The 13,021-nt window shown below is 58.3% G+C and carries 11 protein-coding genes and 1 tRNA gene; 5 read left to right on the top strand and 7 right to left on the bottom strand.

Features of this window, described 5'->3' with window-relative positions; all coding sequences use genetic code 11:
- Positions 1–59: 59 nt before the first annotated feature.
- Entirely contained in the window at positions 60–1,331 is a 1,272-nt protein-coding gene (locus AC2FNU_RS07690) for an imelysin family protein (protein ID WP_496786784.1), read from the bottom strand.
- A 207-nt stretch (positions 1,332–1,538) separates the two neighbouring features.
- Here AC2FNU_RS07690 and AC2FNU_RS07695 point away from each other — a divergent pair, with 207 nt between their 5' ends.
- On the top strand, positions 1,539–2,114 hold the full coding sequence (locus tag AC2FNU_RS07695) for a ZrgA family zinc uptake protein (RefSeq protein ID WP_496786786.1): 576 nt from the start codon (positions 1,539–1,541) through the stop codon (positions 2,112–2,114).
- Between the two features lie 201 nt (positions 2,115–2,315).
- Here the strand turns inward: AC2FNU_RS07695 and AC2FNU_RS07700 are convergent.
- From AC2FNU_RS07700 to AC2FNU_RS07710, 3 genes are all read right to left on the bottom strand, one after another.
- Positions 2,316–2,392, bottom strand: a tRNA-Met gene (locus AC2FNU_RS07700).
- Positions 2,393–2,447: 55 nt separating this feature from the next.
- Positions 2,448–3,449 (bottom strand): alpha/beta fold hydrolase, encoded by a 1,002-nt coding sequence (locus tag AC2FNU_RS07705; RefSeq protein ID WP_496786788.1) that lies wholly within the window; start codon positions 3,447–3,449, stop codon positions 2,448–2,450.
- Complete coding sequence (locus AC2FNU_RS07710; RefSeq protein WP_496786790.1) at positions 3,450–4,916, bottom strand: flavin-containing monooxygenase; 1,467 nt, start codon at positions 4,914–4,916, stop codon at positions 3,450–3,452. It lies immediately after the preceding gene.
- A 229-nt stretch (positions 4,917–5,145) separates the two neighbouring features.
- Here AC2FNU_RS07710 and AC2FNU_RS07715 point away from each other — a divergent pair, with 229 nt between their 5' ends.
- From AC2FNU_RS07715 to AC2FNU_RS07730, 4 genes are all read left to right on the top strand, one after another.
- Complete coding sequence (locus tag AC2FNU_RS07715; protein ID WP_496786792.1) at positions 5,146–6,693, top strand: trimethylamine methyltransferase family protein; 1,548 nt, start codon at positions 5,146–5,148, stop codon at positions 6,691–6,693.
- A gap of 70 nt (positions 6,694–6,763) precedes the next feature.
- On the top strand, positions 6,764–7,867 hold the full coding sequence (locus tag AC2FNU_RS07720) for a mandelate racemase/muconate lactonizing enzyme family protein (protein WP_496786794.1): 1,104 nt from the start codon (positions 6,764–6,766) through the stop codon (positions 7,865–7,867).
- Between the two features lie 14 nt (positions 7,868–7,881).
- Positions 7,882–8,613 carry an SDR family NAD(P)-dependent oxidoreductase gene (locus AC2FNU_RS07725; protein WP_496786796.1) on the top strand — a complete coding sequence of 244 codons (732 nt, stop codon included), beginning with the start codon at positions 7,882–7,884 and terminating at the stop codon, positions 8,611–8,613.
- Positions 8,610–9,344, top strand: a complete 735-nt coding sequence (locus AC2FNU_RS07730) for an SDR family NAD(P)-dependent oxidoreductase (RefSeq protein WP_496786798.1) — start codon at positions 8,610–8,612, stop codon at positions 9,342–9,344. The genes AC2FNU_RS07725 and AC2FNU_RS07730 overlap by 4 nt, the downstream gene beginning before the upstream one ends.
- 3 nt (positions 9,345–9,347) lie before the next feature.
- On the opposite strand, the gene AC2FNU_RS07735 is transcribed toward AC2FNU_RS07730, so the two are convergent.
- Genes AC2FNU_RS07735 through AC2FNU_RS07745 form a run of 3 tightly spaced genes read right to left on the bottom strand, consistent with a single transcriptional unit; the run spans position 9,348 to position 13,020 of the window.
- Complete coding sequence (locus tag AC2FNU_RS07735; RefSeq protein ID WP_496786800.1) at positions 9,348–10,688, bottom strand: NAD(P)/FAD-dependent oxidoreductase; 1,341 nt, start codon at positions 10,686–10,688, stop codon at positions 9,348–9,350.
- Entirely contained in the window at positions 10,685–12,181 is a 1,497-nt protein-coding gene (locus AC2FNU_RS07740; protein WP_496786803.1) for an aldehyde dehydrogenase, read from the bottom strand. The genes AC2FNU_RS07735 and AC2FNU_RS07740 overlap by 4 nt, the downstream gene beginning before the upstream one ends.
- Positions 12,182–12,186: 5 nt before the next feature.
- On the bottom strand, positions 12,187–13,020 hold the full coding sequence (locus AC2FNU_RS07745) for a dihydrodipicolinate synthase family protein (protein WP_496786806.1): 834 nt from the start codon (positions 13,018–13,020) through the stop codon (positions 12,187–12,189).
- Position 13,021 lies beyond the last annotated feature (1 nt).

Raw genomic sequence — 13,021 nt, forward strand, 5'->3', positions numbered from 1 at the left:
TTCTGGCGATCAGGTGGGGATTTGGGCCGGGAAACAGATCTTCCCGGCCCGCTAAGGGGTTATTGGAAAACGGCGTTGGGGTTATCCAGGCTGTCGGACCCTTCAAACGCGATGCCGTCCAGTTCAAGTGCTGTTACGATGCGTTCGATGGTTTTGGTTTGATCGACCAGACCGTTGACGCCCCCCATGATCAGGGCTTCGCCACCTTGGTTGCCGCGTTCCAGCATCTGGTCATAGGCAAACCCCGCTTCGGCAGTCGACTTGATCTTGCCCAAGGCTTGCATGGTTGTGGCCAGTTTCGCCTTCATCTCGGTGTCCAGCGCCGGGTCGGTTGCGGTAACCAGATCCGACAGGGACGCGCCCGAAACCGGTGTGCCGTCGATGCGCGTGTAGCTGCCCAGATAGACGTTCTGGATGCCCAGACCGTCATAGTAATGGCTGTTATGCGTGTTGTCCGAGAAGCAGTCATGCTCTTCTTCGGGATCGTTCAGCATGAGCCCCAGACGCATGCGTTCACCGGCTTGCTCACCGTAAGACAGTGACCCCATACCGGTCAGGATCGCACTGACACCCGCGGCCTCATTCTCCATCAGGGCGGCACGGGCCGCGCCGCCTTCCTTCCACTGATCCGCCATCCAGGCCAGATCACTGACCAACAGATTGGTCGCAGATCTCAGATATTGGGCGCGACGGTCACAATTGCCGCCAGTGCAGTCATCGCCCTGCACATAGTCGGTGGCCGGGCGGGTGCCTGCACCTGCGCCGTGGCCATTCATATCCTGCCCCCAAAGAAGGAATTCGATCGCGTGATAGCCTGTGGCCACGTTGGCTTCGATGCCGTCAGCCTCGTGCAGCGTTTCGCTCAGCAGTTCAGGAGTAATTTCGCCGGCGTCAATAGCTTCCCCCGACAACTCGAAGCTCGGGTTGGCGATGACGTTCAATACGGCGAATTCGTTCTCGTCGGTGGCGCCGCCATAGGCCGCATCGACATAATCGATCAGACCTTCGTCCAGCGGCCATGCATTCACCTTACCTTCCCACTCATCAACGATGGCGTTGCCAAAGCGGTAAACCTCGGTTTGCTGATAGGGCACGCGTGCCGCGATCCAGGCGGCGCGAGCCGCGTTCAATGTGGCATCCGAAGGTTCCGCGATCAGCGCATCAACGGCTGCTTGCAGGCGTTTGGCTGCGATCAGGCTGTCATCAAATTTTGCTTCGGCAATATTGGCATAGTTTTCCAGTACGTCTGCTTTGGCTGGCGCGTCACCGGCGAACGCGGCGGTCGCTGCGCAAAATGTCATAGCGCTGGCGGCAAAAAACAACTTGGTCATGGAATTGGTGCTTTCTTGTCAGATTGTGCGGGAATAGCCCGCTCGCATTGCGTCTGAATAACTGAGTGAATTACTCAGTAAAGTCAACCTGAGTTTTATTGTCGGGAATATATTCTAGGCCCATCGCAGCTTAACTCCCCATATCTGGTGGGGTCTGAACGGGTCGTTGCAATTGCACGGCGGTTGATTCGCGCTAGAATCAGCGTTGTGATTCTGTTTGTGGCGGTTTGGTTAATGAAGTGTGTAGTTTTGGCCTTGTTCCTGTTTCCTGCGGCTCTTGCAGCGCAAGCGACGCAGATAACGGCGCCTCATCTCCATGGCACCGGTCAGCTGGATGTTGTCCTTTCCGAAGCCGGGTTGTCGTTAACGCTCAAAGTTCCCAGTATGGATATTGTGGGATTTGAAGCTCCGGTTTCAAACGACGACGAGCGTACGCAAGTTGCCATTGCGATTTCTGAACTGTCCAAACCGCTGAACCTGTTTATCGTCCCAGCCGAAGCGGGGTGCTTCACCACATCTGCCAATGTAATCCTCACGCACGATATTGCAGATTCCGGCGATCCCGGTAGTGTGAGTTCCGAGGTATCGCCTGACGAGAGTCACGCGGAGTTTCAGGCAGACTATGTTATCCAATGTCAGGACATGAGCGTGCTGAACAGCATTGAACTGGCCTATTTCGAGCAATTCGCCGGAACGGAAAAACTACGTGTCCGCATTGAAACGGAAGGGGCGGAGCAAACCCATGAGGCGACCCGCGATAAGCGCCGGATAGATCTGCCATAGATTAGAGAATGACCACCGTATTAAGCCGTCAGGGAATTTAGGCTATTGGAATCCTGAGCCAAAAGAGGGGCTGGCGCATGTCGCTGATCAGACTACAGGTTCTGAACATGAGACTGCTTAGTAAAGATTTAGTGTCGGTAGCCCTTTGAAAGGCAAAACGCGTACCAACGACATCATCAATAACTGTGTTTTCAGGGATTTTGGTAGCGGAGGAGGGACTTGAACCCCCGACACGCGGATTATGATTCCGCTGCTCTAACCAACTGAGCTACTCCGCCTTGAGTGAGAGGCGATGTAAGCGAGGGGCAGGGGAGGGTCAAGAGGGAAATCACCCTAACCGGGGATTTCTTTCACGGCTTCGGGCATCGCCTTCTGCGTGGACGTATGAGGGGCTGTCGTCGCTTCTACCATCCTGCGGATGAACGCTGCGCATGTTTCTGGTTCTGTAATCAGAATCATATGACCCAGCCCGTCCAGTTCTTCGTAACTCAGGCCATATTTGGTCATCGGAGGTCCATGAAGCGCCGGGGATAGGAGCGCGTCCTGACGACCGTAGAGGATACCCCCCGGCACAGACAACTCGGGATACCTGGCCACCTGTGCGTCGCAGCTGGCATCCAGGCCCATGACATCCTGCGAGGCGGTGATAAATGCCGAAGGGCGCAAACCAAGCGCGCCGCCTGCACGGTTCAGAAAGTCATCGGGTGGGGTTTCTGGCCTAAAGGCCACGCCCAGACTGTGTGGTGCTGTTTTTGAGGCCATGGGCACCGCGATCGTGTTGGCGATCAGGCTGCGCAGCCACTCTGTCCGAATCTCGAGCGGTTTGAAGATCACCGGTGTTTCAGGAAGCCTGTGAGTCAGCGGGGCCAACAAAGCAAGGCCGGACACCCGCTGGGGATGATCCAAAGCCAGCGCAAGCGACACCGCGCCCCCCAAGGAGTGTCCCACTAGTACGGCTTGATCCACGCCTTTGGTCTCCAGAAATTCGGCAATCATTGCGGCTTGTTGCGGCAAATGTGCCAATTCTGCCATATCACGTGTCGAGTATCCGCATCCGGGTCGATCCAGCGCTATGACGTGGTATTCCTCTGACAGTTGATCCACCAGCGCGTACGTGAAGTGCTGTAACTGCCCGGCGAGGCCGTGAATCATGACAATGGTTTGTGCGTTGGGATCGCCCTTTTCCACAAAGTGAATGCTGCCGCCCTGAACGGGTACGATCTGACCCAGCTGTGGTACGGTTTTCAGACCCTGACGCATTATCCGTCGGGTCCACAACGCCATAGCCAGAAGAAAGGCGAGAAAGGCTGCGATCAGGCTTAGAACAATTGTCATTTAGCTGTCTCCGGTCCCAACGGGATTGTATTGCTCCAACCCCGACTGTGCCATGCGTTTTTGGTATTCGCCAACGGTGCCCGGCCAAAGAGTTGTGTTTTTACCGTCCGCATCAATGTACCACGAGGTGCACCCCCCGGACTGCCAGACGCTGTCGGTGTGACGATCCGCCATTTCCTGCGTAAAGCCCGCCTGTTTCGTTTTGTCAGGTGTGATTGCGGAAAACCCTTTGCGCTTCATCTCGCTCAGAATTCGGCCGATATGCTCGACCTGCGCCTCGATCATCAGCACGACCGAATTGTGGCCCAAACCTGTATGCGGGCCCAGCAAAACAAAGAAATTGGGAAATCCCGCGACCGAAGTGCCCAGATGAGCGTTCATGCCGTCTTCCCATGCGGTGCGTAGTGTCAGGCCATCAGAGCCCGTGATGTCCAGCCGCTCGACCACATTGGTCACGTGAAAGCCTGTGCCCCAGATCAGCGCGTCAGCCCGGATCTCGGTCCCATCCGCCGCAATGAGTTTATCCCCGTCGATACGGGCAACACCCTGCGGAATGACGCTGACATTGTCGAGGGCGAGCGTCGGGTACCAGTCATTCGAGCTGAGAATGCGTTTGCAGCCGATCTGATAGTTGGGTGTCAGAACGCGTCGTTCTTCGGGGTCGGTGATCGCGTTTTCCAGCGATTTTCGCCACATCTTCAGTGCGAAATTCATCGCCCGTTCTTCGCCCCGGAAAACGCGGTGACGGAACTCAAAAAGCATAAAAATCAGCTTGCGTCTGATACGTGGCAACAAAGGAATACGGGCGTATAGTTTGCGCACCCAAGGCGCGATAGGTCCATCCGGGCGCGGCATCACGTATGGCGCGCTGCGTTGAAAGATGGTGACATGGCGCGCGATTTTGGCAATCTCTGGCACGAATTGCACTGCTGACGCCCCGGTGCCGACAACTGCAACCTCTTTGTCCGTCAGATCCACATCATGGTCCCACTGGGCCGAGTGGAAACGGGGGCCGGGAAAACTTTCTGCGCCCGGAAGATCCGGAATACTTGGATGATGCAAGGCCCCAATTGCAGAAACCAGAAAGCGGGCCGACCACAGATCGCCATCGACGGTTTCAACGTGCCAGCGGCCGCCATCCCATCTGGCCGACTTTAGTTCGCGCCCAAAATGGCACAGGTCATAAAGCCCCTCCTGTCGCGCGACGTCTTTCAGGTAGGCCTGAATCTCGGCACCCCCGGCATAAGCGCGGCTCCAGTGCGGGTTCGGATGGGTGGCCATAGAATAAAGGTGCGAAGGCACATCGCAGGCAACGCCGGGATAGGTGTTTTCGCGCCACGTGCCACCGATATCATCGGCCTTTTCCAAAATCGCAATATCGGAGAGGCCACGTTTGCGGGCCTCAAGCGCCATGGTCAGCCCTGAAAAACCGGCGCCGATGATCAGCATTTCCGTCGTGTGGTGCATTTCTGCGCCCCTCCTGAAACAACCATACGGGTACGTGTTGCAGATGTATGCACCTGTTTGACAGTGAAGCAGGTTACTTAACGAAAGGCAACCAAAGGTTCACTTGTGCTGCGCGCGCACGAAAATCCCTGGATGTGGCCCGTGTCGCTTCCTGCAAGCACATATCGCAATCAGAGAGGTAATCGCCCGGCGAATCCGCCAGTTTGTGTGAAAATTGGAGGATTGCCCTTTGACTACTCGCACTGCTGCGCGGTCTGGTGGACGCTCTGCCCGCCGCGCCAAACGTACCGCCCCGAATTTTGCCATGTTGCCGGGCCTGACCCGAGGCATCCCCGTTTGCGAAGTCATGGACGGAAGCCAGGTCGAACGCATCGACAACGCCGCAATGGACATTCTGGAAAATGTCGGTGTCCAGTTCCGCGACCCGATTGCGCTGGAGGACTGGAATAAAGCCGGTGCCAAGGTTGTCGGAGAGTTGGTCTTTCTGGACCGCAACATGGTGCGCGAGCTGATCTCGACCATTCCAGCGCAGTTCACCTATCATGCGCGCGACCCGCAAAAGAACCTTGCGCTGGGTGGCAAGCATTCGATCTTTGTTCCGATGACCGGCGCGCCTTTCCTGCGCGATCTGGATGACGTGCGCCGGAACCCGACGCTGGATGATCTGGCGATGTTCCACAAACTGTCGCACATGATGCCTGCGCTTCACAGCTCGGCTCACCATATTGTCGAGCCTTATGATCACCCGATCAGCCAGCGGCACCTGCGCATCACCTATTCGTCGATGAAATATTCGGACAAAACTTTCATGGGCATGACCACCTCGCCCAAGAATGCCGAGGATGTGATGGATATGTGCGATATCCTGTTCGGTGAAGGCTTTATCAACGACCACCCAGTCACCACCGGCAACTGCAACGGCAACAGCCCTTTGGTGTGGGATGAAACCATGCTGGGCGCGATGCGTGCCTTCAGTCGACGCAACCAGCCGGTTTTGTGCTCGCCCTTCGTTTTGGGTGGCGCGAACACTCCCGCGTCGGTGCCCGCGACTGTGGCGCAGCTAACCGCCGAGGCGCTATCAGCGCTGGCTTACACGCAAGTAATCCGCAAGGGCGCACCTGCGATCTGGGGGCATTACCTGTCGACCGTGTCGATGAAATCCGGTGCGCCCATGGCGGGCACACCTGAAATCAGCCTTATGAACTTCATGATCGGTCAGATGGCGCGGTTCTACGACGTGCCATGGCGCACTTCGAACACGCTGGGCGGGGCCAAGACGTTTGACGCGCAAGCGGGATACGAATCCGCCACAACGCTCAGCGCGGTGATCCACGCCGGAGCCAACTATATCTGGCATTCGGCAGGCTGGAATGAGGCGGGCATGCACTGTTCAGTTGCCAAGTTCGTGGTGGATGCCGAGCAATGCGCGATGGCTTACCGAATGGCGGAAGGCCCGAAATGGCACGATTTTGATCAGGCTCTGGCGGCGGTTCCCGATGTAGGCCCTGGCGGTCACTACCTTGGCCACCCGCACACGCAGGACAATTTCCAGACGGCGTTCTTTATGCCTGAACTCTTTGACAACAACTCGATCGAACAATGGGTGGCCGAGGGCGAAGTGGAAATCACTGAACGCGCCTTGAAGCACGCGCGAAAACTGTTGGCCGAATATCAAGAACCAAAACTGGACGAAGCCAAGAACGAAGCGCTTCTCGACTATATCGCGCGCCGCGAAAGGGAAATCCCGGCAGCGGATGAGTTGAACCAGACCTACTGATACAATCTCCCCGTACTGGCCCGCCCGCAATCCGGGCGGGCCCTTTTTCGTTCAGGAAAAACAGAGCAACATGAAGATCGCCGAACTCCATATCTACAGCCACGAGCTGCCGGTTAAAAACGGACCCTACACTATGGCCAACGCACAGGTCTGGTCGCTTGATACGACGCTGGTCAAAGTCGTTGCGGATAACGGTCTGGTGGGGTGGGGCGAGACCTGCCCAGTTGGCCCGACATATGCTGAGGCGCACGCAAAAGGGGCCCGTGCAGCTTTGATCGAAATGGCCCCGGGCCTGATCGGCACCGAAGCACTGCCGCTAACCTTGCATCGCCGGATGGATGGGCTGCTGAACGGGCACGCTTATGCCAAAGCGGCAATCGATATCGCAGTGCATGATGTGTTGGGCAAACATCTGGGCGTTCCTGTTTGTGATCTGCTGGGCGGAGCAACCACAGACACGGTGCCGTCCTATTATGCCACTGGCGTTGGCGCGCCGGACGATATTGCCCGGCTGGCCGCCGAAAAGATGGCCGAAGGCTACCCGCGTTTGCAGATCAAGGTCGGGGGCCGCCCGGTTGAGATCGACATCGAAACCATCCGCAAGGTCTGGGACGTTGTCAAAGGGTCGGGTACGCGCCTGGCTGTAGATGGCAATCGGGGCTGGACCACGCGCGACGCTTTGCGCGTCAGCCGCGAGTGTCCGGAAATCCCGTTCATCATGGAACAGCCCTGTAACACCATTGAGGATCTGCAGAAGATTCGCCCTCAGGTCACGCACGGTATTTACATGGACGAAAACAGCACCGATCTGAACACAGTGATTTCGGCCGCAGGGACCGGTTTGGTCGATGGGTTCGGGATGAAAGTCACTCGGATCGGCGGGTTGCACCCGATGCGCGCTTTCCGCGACATTTGCGAGGCCCGCAACCTTCCGCACACCTGCGATGACAGTTGGGGCGGGGATATCATCGCCGCAGCCTGCACTCATGTCGGTGCAACGGTTCGGCCCGATCTGCTGGAAGGCGTCTGGCTTGCTGCGCCTTATATCGAAGGCAACTATGATCCCGAAAATGGCATCCAGATCAAGGGCGGGCATATTGCGTTGCCAACCGGGTCGGGGCTGGGCGTGGTGCCTGATGAAAGCCAATTCGGAACTCCTGTCGCGTCGTTCTAACTGTGGATGATCTCATGACCCTGAATGGAAAATCGGCTTTGGTCACTGGTGCGGCTGGCGGCATCGGGGCGTCAATCGTTCACCGTTTGCGGGAAGCCGGAGCGCGGGTCGCGGTTGCGGACCGGTCGGTCGTTGGCATTGAGGCCGACGCGCATCTGCCCGGCGATCTGCTTGATCCAGACTATGCCGACCAATTGCCTCAGGCCGCGGCGGCTGCGCTGGGCGGGCTCGATATCGTGATCAACAACGCAGGCGTCATCACACGCGGGTCTGTCACTGACACGTCAGATGCGGATTGGTCTTTGTCACTGGGCGTCAACGTCGAAGCCCCGTTCCGCATCTGTCGCGCGGCGATTCCGATCATGGCTAAAACAGGAGGGGGGGCTATCGTCAACACCGCGTCTTGTTGGGGGCTGCGCCCCGGTCCCAATCACGCGGTTTATTGCATGACCAAAGCGGCCATTGCGTCCCTGACCCAGTGTATGGGAATGGACCACGCCCATCAGGGTATCCGCATCAACGCTGTGTGCCCGAATGAGGTGAATACGCCTATGCTGCGCTCGGGTTTTGAAAGGCGCGGCTTTGATCCCGATACAGCCGTGGCAGCGTTGGGCCAGACCGTGCCGCTGGGCCGCATCGCCGAACCCGAAGATATTGCAGACGTCATCATGTTCCTTGTCTCGGACGCGTCGCGTTATGTTTGCGGTGCGCTGGTTGAGGTCAACGGAGGGAAGCCCGTTTCATGAAGCGGTTCGAGGGAAAGGTGGCGCTGGTCACAGGCGGGCGCAGCGGCATCGGTCAGGCCATTGCCCGTCGGTTACGGGATGAGGGCGCACAGGTCTTTACCGCGCAACGAGGAGAAGACCGCGAGTTTCAAGGCATCGTAGCGGATTTCTCCGATCCCGACAGCCCGGCACAGGTGCTCAGCGAAGTGATCTCTGATGCTGGGCGCCTGGATGTGTTGGTCAACAACGCGGGTATGATGCAGGAAGCCTTGGTCGAAGACATGAGCCTTGAAGACTGGCACCGCAATCTGACGGTCAACCTGACCGCACCGTTCCTGATGATCAAAGCCGCGCTGCCGCATCTGCGCGAAACCAAAGGCAACATCGTCAATACAGGATCCATCGAAGGTTTGGGCAGCAATCCCGGTCACGCGGCTTATTGCGCGTCCAAAGCGGGGCTGCATGGTCTGACCCGCGCCGTTGCGGTGGATCACGGGGCTGAAGGTATCCGCTGCAATGCCATTGCACCGGGATGGATCGATACTGATCTGAACGAGGATTTCATTGAATCCATGCCCGATCCCGCTGCATTCCGTCGTGACGTTGCCAAAATCCACCCTTTGGCCCGGACCGGCCACCCCGAAGAGGTTGCAGCGCTCGTCGCCTTTCTGGCGTCAGCGGATGCGGCTTTTATCACCGGGCAGGTTTACACGGTGGATGGCGGGCGTATGGCTAAACTCAGCTTGCCCTGACCATCATTCCTTGCCGGATCGCCATTCTTTCCAGAACAGGTAACTGTTCGCCCCAAGCGAGGCGAATGGCTCGGGCGGCAGGCGCGGAAGGTCCGGCTGCGCCAGAAAGTGATCTGCGATTTCTGACCCGCCCTGCATCACCAGTTCCGCGATCCCCATGCCCTGCAGGGTTCCTCGGGCGATGCCAAGTCCATTCTGACAGCAGGCCGAGAACACACCGTCCTCCAGCTCACCAAACGCTGCGGACCCATTTCGGCTGAGGCAGAGCATTCCGGCCCAGCGGTGCTCCATCTTGACGTCTGGCAGGTGCGGGAAACGTTCCCTGAACTTGCGGTCATGTATCCGGCCAGCATTGCGCATCCGCGTCGCGCTGGTTTCGATCGTCGGATGAAAGCTGGAACCGGTGCGGATCAGGATGCGATCACCGTAGCTGCCGGCAATGCGCCGTACCGATGTGCCCATCGGATCCGCCGGTGTCACTGACCAGCGCGATTGTCCTCCCAGTGTCTTGATCTGTGCCTCGGTCAGCGGGGCCGAGATCGAGGCGTAAAGGCAGATATGCATCAATTGCCGTTGGTAGAACCCAAAGCTTTCGAGATGGCCATTGTTGGCCAGAATGATCCGCCCGGTGCTGACCCTTGCTTTGGCTGTGTCCACCACCCAGCCAGCGCCCTGCTTTTCAAAGCTGGTCACGGGCGAATTCTCGAACACGTCAATCTGATCAGCCAATTGGGCCGACAGCGCCCGTACGTAGGCCGCAGGCTGGATCATCACTGTTCCTGGTGCGTAAAGCCCCGAGGTGTAGTGGGGACTTCCCGTGATCTCTTGCATCTGTTGCTGGTCATAGAGCGTATGCGGCTCGCCCAGTTTCGTCAGATGTTCTGCAAACTCTTGATTGTGCGCGTCGCCCGCTTTGGTGGCGGCTGCATTGTACTTGCCGCAGGGGTCGAACATCTCTTGCGGCAGTGCACAGTCCGAGGCCACGTCGGTCGCAAAAGCTATGGCCTTACGGTTCAACGCAATGGCAGCACGATCTGCCTCTAACGCATCGCCCGCGTAGTTGTCCGAGGCCAGATCATGGGGCAGGTCTATCATGAAGCCCGAGTTTCGCCCCGCAGAGCCATCCGCAAATCGGCCCGCTTCCAGCAGAACAACCTTTAGTGTTGGATCCAGTTGATGTAGCCGACGCGCCGTGCTGAGCCCGGCGAACCCACCGCCGACAATTGTGATGTCAGTGGTCAGGTCCTTGTTCAGCTCCGGCAGAGGCGTCTGGGGTGGCAGGATGGCATTCCATCCCGCCGGGCCCGTCTGTCGGGGTAGTCTTTTGGCCTCGAACCGCGTCAATCCACGGCCTCGTCCGCGTCATCGGCCAGATCGATCCAGATTGTTTTCAACTGGGTGTACTGATCGTGGGCGTGGACCGAATTGTCGCGACCGCCAAAGCCCGACTGCTTGTAGCCGCCAAACGGCGTGGTGATGTCGCCTTCGCCAAAGCTGTTGACCGTCACAGTGCCCGCCCGAATGGCCCGCGCACCGCGTATGGCACGCTTGGCATTGGCCGTGAAGATCGAGGCACACAGGCCATAATCGGTGTCATTGGCGATCTTGATGGCTTCGTCAAAGCCTGACACTTCGATCACCGACAGAACCGGGCCAAAGATCTCTTCCCGCGCCAGAGTTGCATCATTGCCGGGCACTTCGACCACCGTAGCCTCGACAAAGCCTTTGTCAGCTTTGCCGCCGATCACCACGTTCTCGGCCTGATCCAGATAGCCGCAGACCTTATTGTAATGCCCTTCGCTGACCAGCGCGCCCATGCGGGTTTCGGGGTCCAGAGGGTCGCCGATATTCCACTGTTTGGCATGATGCGCGATACGCTCCAGCAACTCGGCCTTCACATCCTTGTGCACGATCAGTCGGGAAGAGGCCGAGCAGTTCTCGCCCATGTTCCAGAACGCGCCGTTCACCACATGCGCGGCCACACGGTCAAGGTTTTCAGCGTCATCCATGACGATGGCCGGGTTTTTGCCGCCCATCTCCAGCACCACTTCTTTGGCATTGCTTTCGGCGGAATAGGTCAGGAAGCGCTTGCCGGTCACGGTCGAGCCGGTGAAGGAGACCATGTCAATATCCATATGCCGCCCGATGGGTTCGCCGACCTCTGCGCCGCCACCGGGGACAACGTTCAGTACGCCGCGCGGCAGGCCAGCCTCCATCGCCAGCTCGGCCATACGCAGGGCGGTTAGCGTGGTTTCCGCCGCGGGTTTCACCACGACCGAGCACCCTGCCGCCAGAGCAGGCCCGATTTTCCACGCCAGCATCAGCAGCGGGAAGTTCCAAGGCAGCACCAGACCGACCACACCAATCGGTTCGCGCACCACCATGGCGATGTGATCGTCGCTGGCGGGCGAGACCTGATCGTATATCTTGTCAATCGCCTCGGCGTGCCATTTCAGGCAGTGGATCGTCTCGGGCACATCCACGGTTTCGCAATCAAAGATGGTCTTACCGCTGTCGATGCTTTCGATCACCGCCAGTTCGCGCGCGTTGCGGGTCATCAGTTTGCACAACCGGATCAGCACATCCTTGCGTTCGGACGGGTGCAGCTTCGACCAACGGCCATCGTCAAACGCCTCACGCGCCTTTTCGACAGCAAAGTCCACATCCGCTGCGCCGCAAGACGCGATATCTGCCAGTTTGTCGCCAGTGGCTGGGTTCACTGTCTCAAAGGTCTCACCCGAAATCGCGGGGCGGAAGGCACCGTCGATGAAAGCGCCTGTGGGCAGCGTCAGGCCAGCGGCGATGGATTTGTATTCGTCCTGTGTCAGCAGATCCATGTCTCTTACCCCTCAGCCACAATGTCAGCGATTGTCTTCTTGAGCACGCGCGTCACCTGTTCCAACGCGCGCTTATCGTCTTTGTTCAGACCCTTCAGCGGAGGCCGCATGGCACCCGCATCGATCCCGTTCATGGTCACGCCATGCTTGATGGTCTGGATGAACTTGCCACCCTGTTCCAACACCCGCATCAGCGGCATCATGGCCGACATGATCCGGCGACCTTTGGAGAAATTCCCCTCGATCACGCAGGCCTGATACAGCGCCACATGCTCGGCAGGCAGGAAGTTCGACCCGCCACAGACCCAGAATGGTGCACCCCAGGCGAAGAATTCCAGCGCCTGGTCATCCATGCCGCAGCCAAGCTGGATGTGCGGATAGTCCCGCGCCAGCAGGTGCACCCTGTTGATATCGCCCGAGCTTTCCTTGATGCCGCAGAAGTTTCGGCTACGGCCTACACGGTCAAGGAACTCCTCACCCATCATCGTGCCGGTGCGGTGGGGGTAGTTGTACAGCATTACGGGCAGGTCCGCGGCCTTGTCGATAGCCAGCGCGTTCAGAGCGTTTTCGCGGTCGGTCGGTACCGAATAGGGCGGGCTGGCGAGTAGGATCGCATCCGCACCAATCTCACGTGCGCCCGATGCAAGGGCAATCGAGTCCAACGTCAGCATCGCACCTGTGCCAACCACTAACGGCAGTCTGCCATTCAGCTTCTTATGGGTGAATTTGGCCAACTCCAGCCGTTCTTCCACGGTCTGGGCATAGTTTTCACCGGTCGATCCGCCCGAGATCAGACCATGCACGCCGTTCTTGATCAGGTATTCGATCACGTCGGACAGG

The sequence above is a fragment of the Ruegeria sp. BHSB064 genome (genome assembly GCF_059613205.1).